We start from the raw sequence: 22,932 nt of genomic DNA, 5'->3' as shown, positions 1-22,932 counted from the left end.
TTTATCTATATAAAAGTTTTAATTGGGTTATTTAATTTAAGCTTAATGTTTTCATTGGTTTTATCATCTGTGAGTATAGCGAACACGCATATGAAGTGATAAAGTCTCGGCAATTTCCAGCGCGCATACCCTCTCAGGGGTTAACTATTTCGGAGTATTTTAAGTGGCTGTGTTTAATCGAGTTGAATTTGATAACCATGAACAAGTGGTTTTTTGTTCTGATGAAGAGTCGGGTTTAAAAGCAATTATTGCTGTACATAATACCAACCTAGGTCCTGCAGTTGGCGGATGTAGAATGTGGGATTATGCAAACGACGAAGATGCTGTTTATGACGTGCTACGTTTATCAAAGGGCATGACTTATAAAAATGCAGTTGCGCGCTTACCCTTTGGTGGCGGTAAATCTGTAATTATAGGTAATGCGAAAGAAATTAAATCTGAGCAATTATTCCGTGCATTTGGTCGTCAATTAGAGCGATTAAATGGCAGCTATTACTCAGCAGAAGATGTAAACATCACATGTGCTGATGTAGCTATTATGAATAAAGAAACTAATTACGTACTGGGCCTTGAAGGTAAAAGCGGTAACCCATCGCCATTTACAGCATACGGTACTTTTTTAGGAATTAAAGCAGCGCTACAGCATCAACGTGGCCATCAAAATTTTGCAGGTGTGAAAGTGGCTGTGCAAGGTCTAGGTGCTGTTGCTTATGGCTTATGTAAACATTTACATGATGCGGGCGCTGAGTTGTTTGTAACTGATATTAACCAAGCCGCCATTGATCGTGTAGTAAGTGATTTTGGCGCAACTGCGGTTGGCATTGATGACATTTACGACTTAGATGTTGATGTTTATGCACCGTGTGCACTAGGCGCAACTATTAACGATTTAACTATACCGCGTTTAAAAGCGACTATTATTGCAGGCTGTGCTAATAATCAGCTGGCAGAATCTCGCCATGGTGAAGTTATTCGTGAAAAAGGCATTTTATATGCACCAGATTACGTAATTAACGCCGGTGGTATTATTAATGTTTATTACGAAACAGCGCCAGATGGTTACAGTGCAGCAGCGTCTAATAAACATGTTGAAGGTATTTTTAATACGTTAACTGAAATCTTTGCCCGTAGCGAAAAAGAGCAAAAATCAACGCATTTAATTGCTGACGAATTAGCGCAAGAGATCATTAAAAACGGTCTGTGATCTAAGTTCTAATTTATATAAGGGTGTGCAATTGCACACCTTTTGTTTATCTGTAAGTTAATGCAATTGTTACTGAACAGCGGTACACTTTATTTTTAATTTTGTGCGGCAAATTATGACTCCCTCAACTTCTCTCATGCAGCCTATCGATTTAGATAATTGGCCTAGAAAGCAACACTTTGAATTATTTAAACACTTTTCTCAGCCTTATTTTAATGTGTGTGTGCGTTTAGATGCTCAAGCACTTTACGACTATTGCAAAACCAATCAATTTTCTTTTTTTCAAGCATATGTATATTGCACCTTAAAAGCGTGCCATGAGTACGATTCAATAATGCTACGTATAATAGATAGTAAGCCATGGCTACTTAACAGTGTTCGCGCAAGTGTGGTTGAGTTGTCTGAAAACGATACGTTTGTTTTTAGTTATTTTAACAGCGCAAGCGATTTTAAAGAGTTTGCAAATCATGCAAGTGACGTAAGCAAAAAAGCGAAATTACAGCCGTTATTTTCTGATGCATTTGCTCAAACAGAAGGGCAGGCCGACTTAATTCATATATCTGTTTTGCCGTGGCTGAATTTTAGTGCGTTTTCGCATGCATTTAGTGAAGGGGAGAGTTTAGGCATTCCTAAATTTGTATTTGGTCAGTTTGATAAACACACAGGTACAATACCTTTAGCTATCGATGTACACCACTCATTAATGGATGGTTTGCACGTAGCGAAATTTATAAACACATTGCAGGGTACATTTGACTCCTTTTGCAAAGGTTAACTTTAAACACGTCATTTAACGGTAGTGCAAAGCAGTAATTAACCTGAACTCTGGATAATAAATCTATCTCAAGCAGCTATTTTTAGCGCTAACTGCGTTGAATTTACTTGCAATAGGCCCGCTATTGACGCGTAAATTCGCCTTGTTTCCACTGAAAATCTCTGGCTAGAGAAAATAAATTTAAATATCAACATGATCCAATACATTAGTAAATCTCTTAACCAAAGTTCAGGTTAAGTAATCTATAAGCAATGCGATGTGAATTACTTTATATTCAAATACATAACCTTATATGCTTGAAAAGCACGTGTGCTGGACATATTTATATACCATACCTTAGCTCAGGAAATCCCCATGATAAATGGACTGTTAATTGTTGTTTTAATTCTTTTTGTGGTGATTTTCTGGCGTTGGCCATCAATTCAAAACCGATTATGGCGCAGTAAATATAAAGACTTTGCTTTAAATTCGCAGCAAAAAGATATTTTACTGCGTTGCATGCCCATCTATAAAAAAATGACCGATGCCGACAGAGAAAAGTTAGAGCGACACATAACGTGGTTTTTAAATGAAAAACGATTTGTCGGTTGTGATGGCTTAAAGTTAACGTCTGCAATGAAGTTAATTGTTGCCGCCGATGCGTGTGTATTAGTGCTTAATAAACCGTGGCCGTTATATAGAAATGTAAAAGAAATTTTATTATACCCCAGTGCTTATTATGCTCCGCAATCAACTCGCGATAGTGCAGGACTTGTGAGTTACCATAATACGGTAAGACTAGGCGAGTCATGGCCTGGCGGCACACTAGTACTCAGTTGGCATGACGTGCTTGAAGGTAACCGCTTGCCAAGTGATGGACATAATTTAGTTTTTCATGAGTTTGCGCATCAACTCGATCAAGAAACAGGTAAAACAACGGGCACACCCATTTTAAAAAGCTCAGCAGATTACAAAGAGTGGGGCCGAGTATTTAGCCGTGCTTTCACCCAGTTAAAAAGCCATGTTGCTTATAGCATGCCACACGTTATTCACAGCTATGGCGCAACTAATGAAGCTGAGTTTTTTGCTGTACTCACCGAAACTTTTCTCGAAAAACCCGCAGAGCTTCGCCGATACGATCCTGAAATTTACAGTATGTTAGTTAATTACTATCAATTTGACCCTATTGTTTGGCATTAAACCTACATAAACCGCGCTTTATCATATAACGCTGGCAAGTTGCGTTTGTTTTTGTTGCAATCATGTGAAATAGTTTTTACTGCAACAATAACAAGCGAGAAACGCATGAAAAAAATGCTTCATACAGTATTGGCGCTGTCGGTGTCATTAGCGATAGGGCAGGTAAATGCCGCTGAAAAAGACGAACAAAAATGGCAAGTAGATTCACCAAAAGGGCAATTTGTTGACGCTGCAATTAGCGTTGAGCAAGGCACATGGATGAATATAGATATTAGCCCTGATGGTAAAACTGTGGTGTTTGACTTACTTGGCGATATTTACACTATGCCAATGAGTGGTGGTACAGCTACAAAGCTCACCTCTGATATTGCATGGCAAATGCAACCACGCTTTAGTCCTAACGGCAAAAGTATTGCGTTTACCTCCGACCAAGGTGGCGGCGATAACATTTGGATAATGGACTTAAATGGCGAAAATCAACACGCTGTTACCGATGAAACCTTTAGGTTATTAAATAGTCCTGCATGGAGTCCTGATGGCGACTACTTAGTTGCGCGTAAACACTTTACAGCTAGCCGCTCATTGGGAGCAGGTGAAGTGTGGTTGTATCACAAAGCGGGTGGCAAGGGCGTACAGCTTACAAAACGCGAGAACGATCAAAAAGATTTAGGTGAGCCAATGTTTTCACCGGATGGTCGTTATGTATACTTTTCGCATGATGCAACACCCGGTAAAACCTTTCATTATTCAAAAGATTCTGTAGCGGGTATTTATAAAATTAAGCGCTACGACCGTGAAACGGGTGAAATTGAAACCATAATCGATACGATGGGCGGTGCTATTAGGCCTACACCGTCACCTGATGGAAAAAAACTGGCGTATATAAAGCGTGATGATTTTCAAACTAGTCTTTATTTATATGACTTAACCAGCGGTGAGCACACTAAGCTTTACGATAAGCTTGAGCGAGATATGCAAGAAACATGGGCTATTCATGGTGTATACCCAACTATTGCATGGACACCCGATAATGAAGAACTGGTATTTTGGGCTGGTGGCACAATTCACAAGCTAGATGTTGCAGACAGATCTGTAAAAACCATTCCTTTTAAAGTGCAAACAAGTAAAAAAATTCAAAAAGCGGTGCGCTTTACACAAAACTTAGATACTGATGAGTTTGATGTAAAAATGCTGCGTAATGTGCAAGTAAGCCCAGATGGCGAAACGGCAATTTTTGAAGCGCTTGGGCATATTTATAAACGTGATTTAGAGTCGGGTAAAATTAAGCGTTTAACAAAGCAAACTGATCATTACGAATTATTTCCACAGTACTCTCGCGATGGTAAAAAAATAGTTTACACCACATGGGATGATAACAAACAAGGGTCTGTAAGAGTGGTGTCTGCGCGCAGTGGCCGTGGCGATACAATAACTAAAGAGCCTGGTAAATATGTAGAGCCAACGTTTAGCCCAGATGGTAAAACGGTTGTTTATCGAAAAGCTACTGGCGGCAATATTTTAAACCCTAAGTGGTCACTTAATCCGGGGGTTTATAGCGTAAGCGCTAAAGGCGGTAAAAGTGAACTTATTTCAAAAAGTGGTTATCAACCACAATTTGGAGATGCAAGCGATCGCGTTTTTATAATGAGTCCTTGGCCAAAACCAACGCTTAGCGTAGTTGAGCTTGAAAGTAAAAAAGTTCGCAAACTGTACGAGTCAGAACATGCGACAGAATTTAGAGTATCACCAGATGGGCAATACCTCGCTTTTGCTGAGCGATTTAAAGTATTTGTAACGCCGTTTGTTCAAAGTGGTAAAACAATTAATATTGGGCCTAAAGACAGTCAATTCCCAATAGAGCAGTTATCGGTACGTGCTGGTGAAAACATTAGCTGGAGTGCTAAGAGCAACAAACTTTACTGGACATTAGGGCCTGAGCTTTATCATGCAAGCCTTGAAGGGATGTTTGCCATTAACAAAGCTGAGGATGCCGACTTTAAAGTGAAAAGTGGCGATAATATCGGTTTCAGTAAAAAAATGGCAGAGCCTAAAGGCATGATTGCGCTCACGGGTGCAAAAATTATTACTATGGATGACGAAAAGGTTATTGAAAATGGTGTAATTATCACTGATGGCAAGCATATTAAAGTAATTGGTACAGCCAGTGAGATAAGCATCCCTAAAGGTGCTGAGGTTATTGATGTAACAGGCAAAACAATTATGCCTGGTATTGTTGATGCTCATGCACATGGCTCGCAAGCAAGCGGTGAAATTATACCTGAGCAAAACTGGAAAAACTTTGCAGGTTTAGCGCTGGGTGTAACTACAATTCACGATCCATCAAACGATACCTCAGAAATATTTACCGCAAGCGAAATGCAAAAGGCAGGCATGATTGTTGGTCCGCGTATTTTCTCAACGGGTACTATTTTATATGGCGCAAATATGCCAGGTTATACGTCGCATATTGACTCGTTAGACGATGCTAAATTTCATTTAGAGCGCCTTAAAAAAGTAGGGGCGTTTAGTGTTAAATCGTATAACCAGCCACGCCGAGAGCAGCGCCAACAAGTTATTGAAGCAGGCCGTGAACTTGAAATGATGGTTGTCCCTGAAGGTGGCTCATTATTACAACATAACTTAAGTATGATTGTAGATGGACACACAGGTATTGAGCATTCAATCCCTGTAGAGAACATATATGACGATATAAAGCAGTTATGGTCGCAAAGTGATGTTGGTTACACACCAACACTTGTAGTGGCTTATGGTGGCATTTGGGGTGAGAACTACTGGTACGATAAAACTGATGTGTGGAATCATCCACGTTTAAGTAAATTTGTGCCAAAAAATCAATTATTACCACGCTCTATGCGCCGCATTAAAGCGCCCGATCATCACTATAATCACTTTAATAACGCACGCGTTGCTGCTGAGCTGCAAGACCTAGGTGTATTAGTTAACTTAGGTGCGCACGGTCAGCGTGAAGGCTTAGGTGCACACTGGGAGATGTGGATGTTTGCACAAGGCGGAATGACACCGCTTGAGGCAATACGTGCATCAACACTCGATCCGGCTAAGTATTTAGGACTTGATAAAAACGTAGGCTCGCTTGAAGTGGGCAAACTGGCTGATTTAATGGTTATAGATGGCGATCCGCTTAAAAATATTCGAGATTCGGATAAAGTAGATTACACCATGATCAATGGTCGACTATTCAATGCAGAGACAATGAATGAAGTGGGTAAAAAAGAACGCGAACCATTTTATTTTGAAGAACTGTAATTTATTTTAAACTTTTTAAAGCGGCTACATAGCCGCTTTTTTTAGCCTTACACAACTTATAAAGCTTTATGTTTTTGGCAAATAACGGATATAAAAAAACCGCTTAACGCGGTTTCTTTTAAAAATCATAAATGTTGATTAAACAACACCGCGCGGTAAGCGACAGTCATGATCTTTACGAGCTAAAATTACAATCCAAAGTTCTTCCGCTGTGTAACCTTCTTCATTTTCGGTAACAACAGTGAATGGCGCTTTTTTCTGTGCTTTAACAGGAGCAGCTGCTTTTGGTTTTTTCGTTTTAGTTGTTTTACCAGAGTTTAATTTTTTAGTAAGCTCTGCTACGTCAGCTAGGCGTAAATTTTTACCGCCATCAATGCTGTACCAACCAGGTTTGGTTGTGATTTCAGGTTTTTTACCATTGGCAGTTTCGTACGCTGCTTCAAAGGCAGATAACACTTCTGTTTTGTCTAGTTTGCTCATCAGAGACCCTATACGTTGTGAACACAGATAAAGAAGAGGTATTTATACCTATTTTAAAACAGTTTTTCAATTTTTTGCGATTTTCCTTCCATTTTAGGCCTATAAACGCCAAAATTTGCACAAAATTCAGTGCTAAGTAAGGTAAGTTGTATGCAACGTAGAGAATTTAACCAACTCCTAAATGACATTTTGAAACCTCATTTAATAAAAGATTTTTGCCCAAATGGTTTACAGGTCGAAGGTAAAAACGAAATTAAAAAAATTGTGACGGGTGTAACCGCAAGTCAAGCTTTAATAGAAGCTGCCATTGAGCAACAAGCAGATGCTATTTTGGTTCATCATGGTTTTTTTTGGAAAGGGGAGTCTCAACCAATAACGGGTATGAAAAAGCGTCGCATAGGCGCGCTACTAGCAAACGATATTAATTTATTCGGCTATCACTTACCACTCGATATTCACCCAGCAGTTGGCAATAACGCACAACTTGCAAAGTTATTAGATATTGAAATTGAAACAGGGCTAGAGCCAACTTCAAATAGCGTAGCAATGAAAGGGCGTTTAAAAACACCATTAAGTGGTGAAGATTTTGCAGATAAAATTGCAAAAGTGCTTAATCGAACCCCGCTCACAAGCTTAGTACGCTCAGCTAAAATAGAAACCATTGCACTGTGTACTGGTGGTGGGCAAGGATATATTGACTTAGCAGCAGAGCAAGGCATTGATGCTTATTTAACGGGTGAAGCATCGGAGCAGACAATTCATAGTTCTCGTGAGCAAAACATTGATTTTTTTGCAGCCGGGCATCATGCAACAGAGCGCTATGGTGTAAAAGCACTAGGTGAGTTACTTGCTCAAGAGCATGGTTTTGATGTGACATTTATAGACATAGATAACCCAGTTTAATTAGGCTATATAAGTTACAGCGCCTCTGGATCTATCCAGCGGCGCAAACTTATCCATATATTTCCTACTACTTCGTGACTGTATTGCGTAACCACAAGTAAGGCATGAGCATTGGGAATAAACTGCTTGCTCCATGGAAGTGCAGCAAAATTATGATAATCAGTGGCTGCGGTTATGACTTCAATACCTTGAGCATTAAATAAGTCTTTTGCGCGTGGCATATGCAGTACAGATGTTACTAGTGCAACTTTAAAGTCGACTAATTTTGATGCCAGTAATTTAGCTTCTTCACCTGTGTCCATTGCTTTTGGATTTTGGAAAATACGGCTCTTATTAACGCCTAAACTAATTGCCGTTTGATACATAAGCCCGCTATTAGTGGTATTTTTATAACCCCCGCCTGAAACTATAAGCTCTGCGTTAGGGTAGTGCTTTGCCAGTTTTACACCTTCTACCAAGCGCGTTAGCGCACAATTACCTAATTGATTATTAGCACTGAGTGCAGGATTTGGGTTTATATCGCAACCTAGTACAACTATTTTGTCTATTTTTGGATGCTTTAGAGTATTAAATGCAAGCGACGCAGGTTCATTATTTTGGATAATTAAATTGGCGATAAAGGGTGTGCTCAATGCAAGTAATACAATTAAACTTAAAGTAGACAAAAAGAGAGCTGATTTGCGGCCTTTAAATGCCAGTAGGAGCATCAGACACGCAAATAAACCAAATAGAGGCAGTGGCATAAGTAAACCACCAATCATTTTTTTAATAACAAACATAAGAGTTAAACGCTGTAGAGTTAATTACAGCGATATTACTTATTATATTGATGATTATCGACCGTTATTTAGCTTACAGGTATTTAAAAAGTGACGATAAACAGGGTTATCTTTCATGTCTTTTTTCATCGCTAAATACATAGGGCGAGTAAGACCAAGAGCGCCCAAAGGAATTGATTTAATTAAGCCTTGGCTTTCATAAGGTGTAACTAGCCAATCAGGTAAAGCGGCAACGCCCATTCCAGCACTTACTAGTTGAAAAATAAGTAGTCCTTGGTCAACCGTTTTTAATGTACCGTCAAAACGAGCATTTTGAATGAAATGCTTAAATATATCTTGGCGTTCACGCGGGATAGGGTATGAAATAATAGTTTCGTTTTTTAAATCAAGCGCTGTTACATACGCTTTTTTAGCAAGTTCATGATCCGGCGCCACAATAAGCTTCAATTTAAAATCAAATAAGTGCGCGTATTCTAATGTGTCGGGTTCGCGTATGTCAGACGTTAAAACTAAATCGAGCTCATCGCTTAGTAAGTCAGGAATAGCGTCGTAACTAAAGCCACGTTCATAATCAATTTTTATATCAGGCCAAAAGTTATTAAATTCTTTAATAGTAGGTAATAACCAATGAAAACATGCATGGCATTCCACGCTCAAACGTAGTTGAGAAATAGGCTGGTTTAAGCTTTCTTTTAAACGACATTTAGTCGCTTCCATTTTTGGCAATATTTCGTGAGCTAATTCAAGTAATAGCATTCCTTGAGGGGTAAAGCGGACTGGTTGAGTTTTACGCTCAAATAATTGGCAATCCAATTTATTCTCTAAATCTTTGATTTGATGAGATAAAGCAGACTGTGTCAAAAATAACTCTCGTGCTGTATTAACCAAAGATCCTGTTTCTTTTAGGGTTGCTATGGTTTTTAAATGTTTAATACCAATCATCTTTAAAAATTCTCATGGGAAAAGTGAGTTCAGCTCAGATTAATTACATACTACGCCTATATAAAAAACGTTTCAACGTCTAGATGGCTAAAACTATGCGTTTTATTGCAGTTTATCGCTATGAATCGTGAAAATATTAGAGTTAGTAATGATAAAAGTCATTTGAAAACTGGTTTGATGAGTTTTAGATGAGTTTGCTTCATGTTGTATTTTAAATATAACGATTGCTGTGCGTTTTAGCTCAGCGTGAGTTTTAACCATGCTGATAACGGTATGAGGTGAGGTTTGTTGAATGCTTACTTTAGATTGTGCTTTAAAAAATAGAGTCGTTTTGCCTTATAGCTTAAGTTTAGCTCAATGGGAGAGTATATGCGTAATACCTAAGCCAGCGACCTACTCGCTGGCTCTTTTTATAAGGGTTTATTAATTAGTAATATGGCTTTTTTGGCAGTAACAGGTTTTGATTTTAAAAAGCCTTGGCCATAGTCGCACGCGGTCGATTGCAAAATAGTTAATTGCTCAACTGTTTCTATTCCTTCAGCTACAACTTCAAGTTTTAATGATTGCGCAAGTGATAAAATGGCTTCAACAAGTGGGTTAGTAGAATCCTGTAGATGGTCAATAAAGCTTTTATCTATTTTTAAAATATGAATAGGCAGTTGGTGCAAGTAGCCTAGTGCTGAATAACCTGTTCCAAAATCATCAAGACATAATTTTACTTTTAAAGGTGAGAGACCTTCAATTATTTGAGTGGCGAGTTCTAGATTTTCTATTAAGCCAGATTCGGTAATTTCTAAGCATAAAGAACCTAGAGGTAATTGGTACTTATTATAAATGGAATGTATTTGCGCTACAAAATCGAGGCTTGCAAAGTGTCGTGACGATACGTTAACGGTGACTTTTAAAAAGCGATGGCCTTGTTGGTGCCAATTTGAAATATGCTGGGCCGCCAAATCAAGTAAATGTAAATCAAGATTTATAATTTGCCCTGTAGTTTCAGCTATCGGTATAAAGTCATTAGGGGGTACAAACCCTTTTGTAGGGTGGTGCCAACGAACAAGTGCTTCAAAGCCGATAACTTCACTGGTATTAATTGTGAAAATTGGCTGAAAATAGAGTTCAAACTCGTTGTGTTCAATACCGTGTTGTAAGTCGTTTTCGATATCGGCATGGGTTTTAAGTTTTTTACGCATCATGTTATTAAAAAACTTAACCTGGCCACGTCCGGTTGATTTAGCTTCGTACATAGCAGCATCAGCTTGTTGTAATAATATATAGGCTTTATCGTCAATATTATCGCTGTAAGCTATGCCAATACTTGTTGAAGCTTGTAATAAATGACCATCTACACTTAAGGGTTTAGAAAGTGCCGTTTGTATGCGTTTTAATGCTTCACTGACCTGATTTTTATGGGTGATATTTTCCATGAATATAGCAAATTCGTCACCCCCTAAACGTGCAAAAGTATCGGTATTACGGACGGTGTTTTTAATGAGTTCACAAATTTTAATTAAAAAGTGGTCACCTACCTCGTGGCCTAAAGCGTCATTTATACTTTTAAATCGATCAAAATCTAAATATAAAAGTGCATGGCTTGTGCTTTTTTTAGCACGGGATAAACGTAAGATAGCGTGTTGTATCCGCTCAATAAGTAAAGAGCGGTTAGCAAGGCCTGTTAGTTCATCATGAAGTGCTTTATGCTCTAGCTCTTGACGGGCTAATTGCCTGTCTATTGCCATGCTTATTTGGCGGCTAACATAGGTTAATAGAGCGCTATCGTGTTCGTTATATTGCAAATTTTTATCATAGCTTTGAACAACAATTACACCACTTATTCTTTCATTTGTTTTAAATGGAACGCCAAGCCAGGATTGAGATAACCTACCAACAAGTTTAAAGTCGCCAGCATTAATGTGTTGCTGATATTGTGATTGGTTAAGTAATAAAACACGATCTGATTTTAATAAATAGTAAGAAGCCGTATCTTTTAGCTGCTCTTTTGAGATTTTTTTATGGGCATGACTTTGAATCCCTTCTTCAACTATATAAACCAGATCAAGAATATCAACTTGTTTATCGTACAAAGCGATAAAGAAGTTATCAGCAGGGAGTAAGCTGTTTATGATGTTATGGAGTGCTTCAAAAAAAGTGTCTAAATCACTGGCTTTGTAGGTAAGGTTAGCTATTTGTAATAGGCTATTTTCTAACTTTTGAGCATTGTTAAGCTGCTCAACTGTTTGCTGTAAGTTATTTACCGTATTTACTTGGTTTATTTTTGCACTAAGTAAATGAGCAACCGTTGTTAGTATTTCAAGGTGAGCATTAGTAAAGTAATTTTTGACTGGATGCTCACAATCGATAACACCTAAAACTTGCTCCTTATATATAAGAGGAACACAGAGTTCTGATTGAGCAGGGCGATTATCTGCAATATAGCGACTGTCTTTAGTTACATCATCAATAATGACTGCTTTACTTGTACTTGCAACTGCACCCGTAATGCCCTCACTAAAGCGAATTATTTTACGCCCAGCTTGGTATTTATCCCGTGCATGAGCAATACCCATAGAGGCGACTTGATTTAATGTATTAGTGTCTCGATCTGCAAGGTAAATAACGCAATCAACAAATCCTAAGCGGTTGACTACATGTGTTGTAACGTACTCAAATAGCTCATCGAGTGTGTCGAGTTGTAATAAGCTAGATGAAAACTGATTTATAATACTCAGTTGATCTGTTTTTATCTCAAGCGCTCTAGTAGCATCAGTTTTATAAGACATAGGCAATTTATATTGTTCTTTTTATTTTTAAATTCGCAGTTAAGTTAACCTAATTTTGGGTTTTTGTACAAATTAAAGCGATGAGTGGTTTCATACACTGTAAAGTTTTAATATAGCGAGTTTTAATTAATCATAAATCATTACAATAAGCTAATAACATTGAATTTGCTCATTGTGCTTTAAATAGTACCTCAGTAATTTTATCCATATAAAAACTTTATTTTTAATAAAATCTTTACTCGAAAACATCATATGCCTATGATCGGATAAATTCAGCCGTGGAACAAAGTAATGACAAGTAATAATACAAACTCTGTAACAACCCTTACTATCACTCGCCCTGATGACTGGCATGTACATTTACGTGATGGTGACCAGTTAAAAGACACTGTACGCGATATTAGCAGATACATGGGCCGCGCTATTGTTATGCCAAACCTTGTTCCGCCAGCAACGTGCACAGATACGGCATTGTCGTACAGAGAACGCATTATGTCTGCAAATCCACAAGGCAACTTTGAGCCATTAATGGTTTTGTATCTCACGGATAAAACTACACCAGATGAAATAATAAAAGCTAAAGCGACAGGTAAAATAGTAGCAGCTAAGCTTTACCCTGCTGGCGCTACCACTAATTCTGACTCGGGTGTTACATCAGTAAAAAATATTTATCCAGTTTTAAAAGCAATGCAAGAAGTAGGCATGTTGCTGTTAGTGCATGGGGAAGTGACAGATTCGTCGATTGATATTTTTGACCGTGAAAAAGTATTTCTGGATACAATTTTAGGAGATGTAGTAAATGACTTTCCTGAGCTTAAAATTGTACTCGAGCATATTACGACTAAAGATGCAGTAGAGTTTGTTGTTAATGCACCTAGCAATGTAGCGGCAACAATTACAGCGCATCATTTGCTTTATAACCGCAATCATATGTTAGCGGGTGGAATTCGCCCACATTATTACTGTTTACCAATTCTCAAGCGTAACATTCACCAGCAAGCATTAATGGCTGCAGCAATAAGTGGAAATAAAAAATTCTTTTTAGGAACTGACTCTGCACCACATTATAAAGATAAAAAAGAAGCTGCTTGTGGGTGTGCTGGTGCATACACGGCTCATGCCGCTATTGAATTATATGCTGAAGCATTTGAGGATGCAGGAGCTTTGGACATGCTTGAAGGGTTTGCAAGCCACTTTGGCCCTGATTTTTACGAATTGCCGCGTAATACAGATACAATTACATTACAAAGAAAGCCGTGGAAAGTACCTGCAAGTTATACATTGGGCGACTCTGAAGTTGTGCCTATAAAAGCTGAAAATACAATGGATTGGTCTGTCGAATAACCAATAATATATTTAAATCTAAAGCCGCTTAATTTTTAATGCGGCTTTTTTGTTTGTGCTTTTGATATTATTGAGGCGTAATTCGATGACAGGGTGGTTGTAGGTGGCTTTTGATCTCGCTTACAGCAATAAATATTACAATAACACTTATAGTTTTTGCTTGTAAATTAGTCAGTTAAAGGCGATTTAAAACAAATTTATATTTTTAAGAAATAATTCCTAATTAATAGAGCGAAAAAAAATATAATGTGTTAATCTTACCTTGCTTTGAGTTTTTATGTATTGAATTTACGGATATTGTGCTGCGTTTAAGGTTACCGGTTAGGTTATTACTTGTTCCTGTACTGTACCTCCATATTTTTGAGCATTGACTCAGGGAGGATATTGCCATAATAATATGGCTGAATTTTAATTATTGACTTACAGGAAAATTTAGTATGTCGGTTACTGGTAAAGTAAAGTTTTTCAACGAAGCTAAAGGCTTTGGTTTCATTGAACAAGAAAATGGTCCTGACGTGTTTGTACATTTCAGCGCAATCACTGGTTCTGGTTTTCGCACTCTTAGCGAAGGTCAAGCAGTGACATTCAGCATCAAACAAGGTCAAAAAGGCCCTGAAGCTGAGAACGTAGAAGCAGCATAATTTATTATGTGAACTCTAGTTCATCTTGGTGAAGCAGGTTTCTGTTTCACCATAATTCCCCTTCCTTAAATCTATTTATTTCATACCTCAAATTCTCCTTTTTTTAAACTTAAAAAACTACTCAAACATTCTATCTTTGCAAAGCTAAACAACTAATAATCTAACGGACAAAACAATCCTCTAATACTTTTAAAAACCATTCATAAGAATTTATTCAATGGGCCTGATACCAGCTTAAATAAAATCGATGCTCAATATCAATCCATGCAAATTCTGTTTCAAGCTTACTCTGTGTGACGAAGGCTACTCATTGATAAGGGCTTCTAGGTGCTTCTATTACTTTATTATGTGAACGTAAAGCTTCATTTATAGTGTATTACTAATAAAGTAGGGTAACTCTTCATGATTAACTTAATTACTGAATTAACCTTAACGTTAAAATAGTATTAAAGAATACTTTAAAGCGGTAAATACAACCTGTTTAATTATCAAAAGCTTTTATGCTGCTAAAAGAAATGCATTGTTGAGTTTATTATTACTATTTATGGAAAAACATGTTTTAAAATAGTTTTAAAAGTAACGTATATAAAGCGTGAGTATCCGATATTAAATATTATCCAGTGTTGTTTTTTTGTGCGACAAATGGTTTGTTTTTTCAGATGAAGTGTAACTGAGGTGATAAAACACGATAAAATCGTGTAAAAAATAACTTTTGTTATATCAATTTATATTTTTTTTAGTTTTTTTTCAGTGCGAATTCAGCTTTAGCTAAATGTTGCAATAATGTTGTTTTATGTCAGTGCAATGCGAATAAATACACCCCTTAAAAGGCTTTAATAGAAATATTAAGAAAAAGCTTCGTTGCAATAATGTTAACTGTTGTGGGCTGGTACTTTCGTTTAAGCATTAACTTAGCTATTTATTTACTGAGATTAGTAAACATCAAGTTGACAGCGCTAATTGCATTTAGCATTATTGAAAGGTTGATATCTATTAAAAGATATCAGGGTTGTTCTCCTCGGAGGATAATTAAATTATAAAAGTAACATTACTTAATTGGTTGGGAACTATGTCTGTTAAAATCAGAAAGAGTCTTGTAGCAACTGCGTTGGTTGGCGCATTTGCATTTGCAAGCAGCAATGTGATTGCAGATCCTTTGAATGACGTGCAAAAAGCAGGTCAACAAATTCAAAAGGCTGCGGTTAAGTCTCAAACTAAAATTGACAATGTATATGGTCAAACTCAGGAGCTAATCGCTGAGTACCGTAGCGTTGTTGATGAGACTGAACTTATGAAAGTGTATAACGATCACGTGTCGCGCTTGGTTGATAGCCAAAACGCTTCAATTGAATCGTTTGATCGTCAAATCGCGACTATTGATAACACTAAACAAAACGTTGTGCCTTTGATGTATCGCATGATCGATACGCTTGAGCAATTCATCAAAGCGGACGTTCCATTTAATCTTGAAACGCGTTTAGGACGTGTTGAAAGACTACGTGAGATCATGGTTTCTGCGTCTGTAACGACGTCTGAAAAATTCCGTCAAGTACTTGAAGCTTACACTATTGAAACAGCATACAGCTCTCTTGTATCTGCTTCACAAGGTACTCTAGAAGTTGATGGTAAAAGCATTAACGTTGATATCGGTCAGTTAGGTCGTATCACTTACGTTGCTCAGTCTTTTGACTTGAAACATGCTTGGGTGTGGGATAACAACACTAAACAGTGGAAAGAATTAGGCGAAGAATACCTAAAACCTGTTAAAGAAGTTATTCGTATGGCGCGTAAGCAAGCGACATTAGAACTTGTTAAACTACCTATCTTTGGCGCGGAGTAATCAATAATGAAGAAACTATTTAAAGGTTTTGCTGTTGCAGCAGTACTAACTGTTTCTGCAGGTACCGCGCTTAATGCACATGCAAATACTGGAGCTCTAGATAAAATTCTTGAGCAAGTAAAGCAAGAGCGTATCTCTGAAGGTAAAATCAATAAGCAACGTGAGCAAGAGTTCTTATCAGAACGTGCTGACAAGCAAGCATTACTTAACAAAGCTAAAAGCCAACTTGCTTCTGAGAAGTCTCGTGGTGAAAGCTTAACTAAGCAATATGCACAAAATGAAAACACGTTAGCTGAAAAAGAAGCAGCTCTTCAAAGTGCTCAAGGTACTTTGGGTGAGATGTTTGGTGTTGTACGTCGTGCAGCTCAAGACGCTATCGGTTCTATCGAAGCATCACTAGTTAGTGCTGAGAAACCTGGCCGTGCAGAAATCTTACGTTCGTTAGCAGCTGCTAAAGAACTTCCAACTGTTCGTGAACTTGAAGAACTTTGGATTTCACTTCAAACAGAAATGACTGAATCAGCTAAAGTTTCAACTTTTGAAACTGAAGTTGCTGGTCTTGACGGTAACCCGTCAATGAAGAAAGTAACGCGTATCGGTAACTTTAACTTAGTTACAGACGATGGTTACTTAATTTATTCACCAGAAACTAAGTCTATTCAGCCTCTAGGTAAACAGCCTGATAGCTATATTTTAGACGGTATCACTGATCTTGAAAATACATCACCAGATAACTACGCTGGTGTTTATATCGATCCGACTCGTGGTGCTATCTTACGTATCAACACTCAAAAAGCGACACTTATGGAATACTTCCATCAAGGTGGCGTAGTTGGTTATATCATTACAGCTTTACTAGCTTTAGGTATGCTAATTACTCTAATTCGCTTTGTTGACCTTACACTTACTACTAGTAAGATTAAGAGCCAGCTTAAAAATGTTGCTACACCGAATACAAATAACCCACTGGGTCGTATTCTTAAAGTGTACCATGACAACAAGAACCAAGATGTTGAAAACCTTGAGCTTAAACTTGATGAAGCGATTCTACGTGAAACGCCGCGCATCGAAGCTGGTATCAACATAATTAAGATTCTTGCTGCAATCGCACCGTTACTAGGTCTACTAGGTACAGTAATCGGTATGATCTTAACGTTCCAAACAATCACATTGTTCGGTACGGGTGATCCGAAGATCATGGCAGGTAACATCTCTCTAGCACTTGTAACTACAGCGCTAGGTCTAATTGCTGCATTACCACTAATTCTACTTCATGCTCTTGTAGCTGGTCGTAGTAAGTCGGTATTACACATCCTTGATGAGCAAAGCGCGGGTATCGTTGCTACTCACGCGGAGAAGGAGAAAGCCTAATGCTAGTCCTGATGGAGATATGGGAATCTATCAGGGATTTTGTTGGCACAGGCGGCCAGGTTTTATACGTGGTCGCGATAGCACTCTTTCTTATGTGGGTTTTAATGATTGAGCGCTATTGGTTCCTACTTGCAGAATTTCCTCGCACAGCGAAAGAAATTGTAGCAAAGTGGGATGCCCGCCAAGACACTACGTCTTGGTACGCACACAGAATCCGTGAAGCATGGATTTCTGAAGCGTCTGAAAAATTAGATCAGCGTATGTTGTTGATTAAGACATTAGTAGCTGTTTGTCCTTTAATAGGCTTACTTGGTACTGTTACTGGTATGATCTCGGTTTTTGAAACCATGGCCAACCAGGGCACAGGTAACGCACGTTTAATGGCATCAGGTATTTCAATGGCAACAATCCCAACAATGGCTGGAATGGTTGCGGCACTATCTGGAGTATTTTTTAGCTCACGTCTTGAGACAAAAGCTAAAATGGTGAAAGCCAAACTTATTGATAGTATGCCTCATCACTAGAGAGAGAATTAAATATGGCACGTAAACAACGTTTTCGTGAAGAAGAAGAAGCAGCGGTTGATATGACGCCAATGCTTGACATCGTATTTATCATGCTTATTTTCTTTATCGTAACTACATCGTTCGTTAAAGAGGCTGGTATCGAGGTCAATAAACCAAAAGCTGCCCAAGCTACTAAGCAAAAAAATGCTAACATTTTTATTGCTATTCGTAGTAACGGCGAAATCTGGGTTGATAAACAACAAATTGATGTTGAACGTATTTCAGCAAAAATCGAAAGTTTATTAGCAGAACAACCTACTGAAGTTGTAATTTTGCAAGCTGATAAAGAAGCAAAACACGGCGTAGTGGTTAAAGTTATGGACCAGATTAAAGCGACGGGTGATAACCTGAGAATTTCAATAGCTGGAGATCAGTAATGATTCGTTTTCTGTTTTCACTGATTGCAGGTGGGGCAGTTACTTTCGGCTTGTTCTACTTCATGGCATTCCTCATCTCTGGTGGGGCTGACCGTAATACGGAACAAAAAGAGCAGATCATAGTCGAAATAATGACGAATCCGCCTGAATCTAAGGTGCAGGAGAGGAAGCGTGTACCGCCTCCTCCTCCGCCACCGCCAAAGCAGCCGCCTAAACCGCAGCCGCCACAGCCGGAAAATAATAATCCAAATCCTGGTGCTATGTCATTTAATATGGGAAGCATTGATGTTGGTAGTTCGGCAGGTGGACTAAGTGGTCCTGGTGCATTTGGACGAGATGGTGATGCGACACCTATCGTTCGTATAGAACCAAAATATCCAACGCAAGCAGCACGTGATGGTAAAGAAGGTTGGGTTCAACTTTCATTCACAATTGATGAGCTAGGTGGAGTAACTGACGTTGAAGTAATTGACGCAGATCCGAAACGTATCTTTGACCGTGAAGCTAAACGTGCACTGCGTAAGTGGAAGTACCGTCCTAAGATCATTGACGGAAAACCACAGAAACAACCAGGTTTACAAGTTCAATTAGACTTTAAACTTAACCAAGGCAATTAAGGAGGCGAGTAATGAGAAATTTTTCTAAAGTAACTGCTCTTGCAATTCTTATGTCTGTGTCGGGTGCTACTTTAAGTGCATCTGTTTTAGCAGCGCCGGATTACGCAAAGATTGAAGAGCGTAAAAAAGCAAAAACTAAAATCATGGGCGAGCGTACTGGTAAAAAAGTAATTAAAGCATTTGATTTGTACAACGAAGAAAAAGTTGATGAAGCAATTGTTTTGCTTAGAGAAATCGAGCCTTCGAATGACTTTGATAAAGCGACCGTAAATCGTTACTTAGGTAGCATGTACGCTCAAAAAGAAAAGTATGACGAAGCGATCAAGTACTCTAAGCAAGCCGTTGCACCTGATGTTTTAAACTTTGCTGATCAAGAACAAACTCTTAAGTTGTTAGGTGACTTATACGCTGGTACAGAAAAGTTCCAAGAAGCTAAAAAAGCATATGTAGCTTGGATGGACTTTACCGGTGAAGAGGACCCTACGGTTTATACACGTATTGCTCAAGCTAACTATCAGTTAGAGCAATACCGTGATGTTTTTGAACCAGCAGATAAGGCAATAAAACTTCAAAAAGAGCCTAACAAAGGCCCTTACCAATTAAAACTTGGCGCATACTTTGAGCTTAAAGATTATGCAAACATGGTTAAAATTGGCGAAGAAATTGTTCGTGTATGGCCTGATGATAAAAAAGCTTGGGTTAGCTTAGGTAAGTATTACCTACAAACTGAAGATTATTCTAAAGGTTTAGCAACTATGGAAGTTGCATACAAGAATGGTTACTTTGAAAATGAAGTTGAGTATAAAGTCTTATCTAACTTTTACTCTCTAAATGAGATCCCTTATAAAGCAGCTGTAACGCTAGAAAAGGCCATTAAGAGTGAAAAAGTAAAACGTACAAAGCAGAATGTTAGCGCGATTGCGAGTAATTACCATCGTTCTAAAGATTTAGAAAAAGCTGCTAAGTACTACGAAGATGCTGCTAAATTTGATGACGACGCTGAGCTTTACCGCAAAGCTGGTTCATTACTTTTACAATCTGAAAAATTCAGTGCTGCTATTGTTCGCTTGAACAAAGCATTAGAGCTTGGCTCTGACAAAAAAGGCACAATTTATTCAGATTTAGCTGAAGCGTATTACTACCAAGGTAAGTATAAGCAAGCATATGCTGCAATTACTAAAGCTATGGATGACCCTCGCACACGTAAGTTTGCAAAAGGTTGGTCTACATATATTAAAGATAAAGCCGCTCGCAACGGTGTTAAAATTTAATTTTAATTAGCTTAAGCAACTTATAAAAAGCCCCTCTGGGGCTTTTTTTATTGGAACTACTATGTATAAAAAGCTCTTTTTATCATCACTACTGTGCCTATTTTTAGCTGCATGTTCAAAGCAGCCTCAACCTTATGAGTCGTTTGAGGACGCACAAGTCGCTTTAAAAGCTTTAAACATGGCGCTTGTACAAACAGGTGCTACTAAAGGCAATAACATTGAAAAAGATCAATTGGTTTTCTCTGATGCTTACTTAACAAAACGCCATACTATTTATCAGAGCCTAATGGGTATGGAGCTTAATCTAAATCAAATTGCGCAAGTAAACTATTTGGTAATTGCAGAGCGTTTCCCTGAACGCTACTTTAATTGGCCAGCCCAAGTAAATGTTTTAGAAAACATGCTCGCTTTTGAAGGCTCAAAAAACACACCGGATAATGTTATTACTTGGCTCAAGTTAACCCAAGATACCCTAGACAGTGCTCAACAAAGCAATTTAAAGCTGAACAAGGTTGAACTTACATTGTTACAAAGCTATGTATTAAGTGCGATAGCAAGTAACCATGTTCAACCAGCGCTTAAAAGCCATATAAGAGCTTTTAGCGATTATTTAGCTAGTTATAAACCAAGAGGAAGTGTGGGTCTAAGAGGTCTGCCAAATGGCACTCAGTGGTATCAGAGCAAACTTAATTACTTTAGTGGCGAAGTACATTCACCGTTAGAATGGGTTACTCTTTTAAACGAAAAAATAAAAGTATTAGATCGTGTTACATTCGACAATAAGCTGCCAACTTCTCACCAAAAATCGTTTTTAGTTCAGTATTTATCTGATGAAAAATTAATAGAAGGCTTAGATTGGCAGGCTAACTATCAAGACTTACCTGTAATGGCGAGCGCTATGGATATGTCTAATAAAGATAAAACATTGATGCTTGCGATGATGGAATCAGATATAGGTATTCACTACCATGCGTGGACTTTGCCTCAAGCAAAGGTAAACCTTATAAAGCGCCTACAAATGAGTCCAGAAGAGGCCCAGTACTTGGTTGAAGATATAATTCTCTACCCAGGGCAATCATTTAGCTTTATACAACACATTATATAATGATTTGAAAGTGCGCTTATTGTGCGCACTTTGTACATCGTTGAGTTGCGGGGTCTAGTTCAAGTGACTTAGCTGATATTTTTTCTTCACAATCACAGCAGTAGCCATACTGGCCAATTTCTATTTGACTTAGTGCGGCTTCTAGTTTGGTCATGCGACTGATCAAAAGTGCATACTCAGGGCCTAACTTCTCTGCTGCGCAGTCTAACCATTCATTATTTGCTGTATCAGCTAAAATTTGTATTAAATGGTGATGTGCAGGGTAAGCTGATTTAGAAAGCATGGTTAATATATTTAATTTAACTTGTGCTATTTCATCGTTAAGTCTTTTTTGATGATGCATTATCAGTACAACCTTATTAAATGGGCTTTACGTTATACTGATATTATCTAGAGTCTTTAAGTTAGTCGTTATGATTTGAATCAAGTTGAGGTGCTTTGGCATATTTATTTAATACGCTCGCCACATCTTCTTTACTTTTTAAACGTCTGATTTCGTCAAACAAATCGATAGCTTGCGGGTACTGGCGTTTTAGATAACCAAGCCATTGTTTAGTACGTGAAGCAAAGTATTTTTCATCCTTCGCGGGGTCTTGATGAATAGCTGAGTGAATTAAGTGATAAATAATATGCTCCCACTCAAGGCTATCATATTGCTCATTATTTACATGAGCTTTAATTTTTTTTGCTAAATCAGGGTGCGAAAGGGCGCCACGACCAAGCATTAAATCAGTGCACCCACTTCGTTTTTGACAAAGCATTGCGTCCTCTACTTGCCAAATTTCACCATTGGCAACAACGGCAATATTCTTACCTTTTATTATTGGTGGAATTTTTTCCCAATAAGCTGGCGGGTTATAACCATCTCGTTTGGTTCTGGCGTGAATAGCTACACTATTTACACCTGCACTTACCACAGCATCAACAATTTCTTGGCTGTTACTGTCATCATCAAAGCCTAAGCGAATTTTTGCACTTACTTCATGTTCATCATCTACAGCATCTCGGACTGCTTTAATAATCGTATACATATGGTCAGGGTCTTTAAGCAGTACAGCCCCCCCTCGGCTACGATTAACTGTTTTTGCTGGGCAACCAAAATTTAGGTCGACCCCATGGGACCCTAATGCGATTGCTCTTATTGCATTTTCGGCTAACGGATTTGCTTCTTGACCGAGTAATTGAACACGCACAGGAGTACCTGCTCGCGTAAATCCATTATTATGTAGTTCAGGGCAAAATCGATGAAAAACTTTATCAGGTAAGCATGTTTCAACCACTCTTACAAACTCGGTAACGCACAAATCGAACCCACCAATGTCTGTGAGTAATTGGCGCATTTTAAAATCAACGACACCTTCCATAGGTGCTAAAACAAGTTTCATAAGGTGATTAATTTTGATAAAAAACTGGACGCATAGTTTACCTGTAAATCACACATTGATAAATCTGTAATTACCAACCATATTTAAT

At 38.2% G+C, this 22,932-nt stretch carries 20 protein-coding genes; 14 read left to right on the top strand and 6 right to left on the bottom strand.

Annotation, left to right across the window (positions count from 1 at the left end):
- Nucleotides 1-163: 163 nt before the first annotated feature.
- The 4 genes from ABX891_RS12150 (at nt 164) to ABX891_RS12135 (ending at nt 6,443) form a co-directional block, all read left to right on the top strand.
- Nucleotides 164-1,204 (top strand): Leu/Phe/Val dehydrogenase, encoded by a 1,041-nt coding sequence (locus ABX891_RS12150; RefSeq protein ID WP_002961676.1) that lies wholly within the window; start codon nt 164-166, stop codon nt 1,202-1,204.
- Between the two features lie 136 nt (nt 1,205-1,340).
- Nucleotides 1,341-1,979, top strand: coding sequence for a chloramphenicol acetyltransferase (locus ABX891_RS12145; RefSeq protein WP_182715838.1), 639 nt, complete (start codon nt 1,341-1,343; stop codon nt 1,977-1,979).
- Between the two features lie 354 nt (nt 1,980-2,333).
- A complete protein-coding gene (locus tag ABX891_RS12140) occupies nt 2,334-3,158 on the top strand; it encodes a M90 family metallopeptidase (protein WP_024595522.1) in 825 nt (274 codons plus the stop codon).
- Nucleotides 3,159-3,263: 105 nt separating this feature from the next.
- Nucleotides 3,264-6,443 (top strand): amidohydrolase family protein, encoded by a 3,180-nt coding sequence (locus ABX891_RS12135; protein WP_354629619.1) that lies wholly within the window; start codon nt 3,264-3,266, stop codon nt 6,441-6,443.
- 138 nt (nt 6,444-6,581) lie between these two features.
- Here the strand turns inward: ABX891_RS12135 and ABX891_RS12130 are convergent, their stop codons facing one another.
- Nucleotides 6,582-6,923: a hypothetical protein gene (locus tag ABX891_RS12130; RefSeq protein WP_002961684.1), complete on the bottom strand. Its 342-nt coding sequence runs from the start codon at nt 6,921-6,923 to the stop codon at nt 6,582-6,584.
- A 150-nt stretch (nt 6,924-7,073) separates the two neighbouring features.
- Between ABX891_RS12130 and ABX891_RS12125 the strand changes: the two genes are divergently transcribed.
- Complete coding sequence (locus ABX891_RS12125; RefSeq protein WP_182198005.1) at nt 7,074-7,826, top strand: Nif3-like dinuclear metal center hexameric protein; 753 nt, start codon at nt 7,074-7,076, stop codon at nt 7,824-7,826.
- A gap of 14 nt (nt 7,827-7,840) precedes the next feature.
- Here the strand turns inward: ABX891_RS12125 and ABX891_RS12120 are convergent, their stop codons facing one another.
- The 3 genes from ABX891_RS12120 to ABX891_RS12110 all read right to left on the bottom strand — a co-directional run bounded on the left by ABX891_RS12120 (nt 7,841) and on the right by ABX891_RS12110 (nt 12,327).
- Nucleotides 7,841-8,605 (bottom strand): YdcF family protein, encoded by a 765-nt coding sequence (locus ABX891_RS12120; protein ID WP_188161574.1) that lies wholly within the window; start codon nt 8,603-8,605, stop codon nt 7,841-7,843.
- A gap of 54 nt (nt 8,606-8,659) precedes the next feature.
- A complete protein-coding gene (locus ABX891_RS12115) occupies nt 8,660-9,547 on the bottom strand; it encodes a LysR family transcriptional regulator (RefSeq protein WP_002961689.1) in 888 nt (295 codons plus the stop codon).
- A 410-nt stretch (nt 9,548-9,957) separates the two neighbouring features.
- On the bottom strand, nt 9,958-12,327 hold the full coding sequence (locus tag ABX891_RS12110; protein ID WP_354629618.1) for an EAL domain-containing protein: 2,370 nt from the start codon (nt 12,325-12,327) through the stop codon (nt 9,958-9,960).
- 291 nt (nt 12,328-12,618) lie between these two features.
- On the opposite strand from ABX891_RS12110, the gene pyrC reads away from it, so the two are divergent.
- The 9 genes from pyrC (at nt 12,619) to ABX891_RS12065 (ending at nt 21,459) form a co-directional block, all read left to right on the top strand.
- Nucleotides 12,619-13,671, top strand: a complete 1,053-nt coding sequence (pyrC, locus tag ABX891_RS12105; RefSeq protein WP_024595527.1) for a dihydroorotase — start codon at nt 12,619-12,621, stop codon at nt 13,669-13,671.
- A gap of 437 nt (nt 13,672-14,108) precedes the next feature.
- Nucleotides 14,109-14,312 carry a cold-shock protein gene (locus ABX891_RS12100; RefSeq protein WP_002961702.1) on the top strand — a complete coding sequence of 68 codons (204 nt, stop codon included), beginning with the start codon at nt 14,109-14,111 and terminating at the stop codon, nt 14,310-14,312.
- A 1,069-nt stretch (nt 14,313-15,381) separates the two neighbouring features.
- Nucleotides 15,382-16,152, top strand: coding sequence for a DUF3450 domain-containing protein (locus ABX891_RS12095; RefSeq protein ID WP_024590812.1), 771 nt, complete (start codon nt 15,382-15,384; stop codon nt 16,150-16,152).
- A gap of 6 nt (nt 16,153-16,158) precedes the next feature.
- Nucleotides 16,159-17,523 (top strand): MotA/TolQ/ExbB proton channel family protein, encoded by a 1,365-nt coding sequence (locus ABX891_RS12090; RefSeq protein WP_024606112.1) that lies wholly within the window; start codon nt 16,159-16,161, stop codon nt 17,521-17,523.
- On the top strand, nt 17,523-18,047 hold the full coding sequence (locus ABX891_RS12085; RefSeq protein WP_002961709.1) for a MotA/TolQ/ExbB proton channel family protein: 525 nt from the start codon (nt 17,523-17,525) through the stop codon (nt 18,045-18,047). Before ABX891_RS12090 ends, ABX891_RS12085 begins: the two co-directional genes overlap by 1 nt.
- A 14-nt stretch (nt 18,048-18,061) precedes the next feature.
- Nucleotides 18,062-18,466 (top strand): ExbD/TolR family protein, encoded by a 405-nt coding sequence (locus tag ABX891_RS12080; protein ID WP_354629617.1) that lies wholly within the window; start codon nt 18,062-18,064, stop codon nt 18,464-18,466.
- A complete protein-coding gene (locus ABX891_RS12075) occupies nt 18,466-19,083 on the top strand; it encodes an energy transducer TonB (RefSeq protein ID WP_007583869.1) in 618 nt (205 codons plus the stop codon). Before ABX891_RS12080 ends, ABX891_RS12075 begins: the two co-directional genes overlap by 1 nt.
- A gap of 11 nt (nt 19,084-19,094) precedes the next feature.
- Nucleotides 19,095-20,354, top strand: coding sequence for a tetratricopeptide repeat protein (locus ABX891_RS12070; protein WP_165742765.1), 1,260 nt, complete (start codon nt 19,095-19,097; stop codon nt 20,352-20,354).
- A 61-nt stretch (nt 20,355-20,415) separates the two neighbouring features.
- The gene (locus ABX891_RS12065) at nt 20,416-21,459 is read left to right on the top strand and encodes a DUF885 domain-containing protein (protein WP_354629616.1); all 1,044 of its coding nucleotides are present in this window, start codon (nt 20,416-20,418) and stop codon (nt 21,457-21,459) included.
- Nucleotides 21,460-21,475: 16 nt separating this feature from the next.
- Here ABX891_RS12065 and ABX891_RS12060 read toward each other — a convergent pair whose 3' ends face one another.
- Both ABX891_RS12060 and ABX891_RS12055 read right to left on the bottom strand, forming a co-directional pair.
- The gene (locus tag ABX891_RS12060) at nt 21,476-21,802 is read right to left on the bottom strand and encodes a TraR/DksA family transcriptional regulator (protein WP_024603666.1); all 327 of its coding nucleotides are present in this window, start codon (nt 21,800-21,802) and stop codon (nt 21,476-21,478) included.
- 61 nt (nt 21,803-21,863) lie between these two features.
- Nucleotides 21,864-22,844, bottom strand: coding sequence for a tRNA-dihydrouridine synthase (locus ABX891_RS12055; RefSeq protein ID WP_354629615.1), 981 nt, complete (start codon nt 22,842-22,844; stop codon nt 21,864-21,866).
- Nucleotides 22,845-22,932 lie beyond the last annotated feature (88 nt).

This window comes from Pseudoalteromonas sp. NCIMB 1079, assembly GCF_040567695.1.
Taxonomy (GTDB): Bacteria; Pseudomonadota; Gammaproteobacteria; order Enterobacterales; family Alteromonadaceae; genus Pseudoalteromonas; species Pseudoalteromonas distincta.
This window is presented reverse-complemented; position numbering and strand designations above follow the sequence as displayed.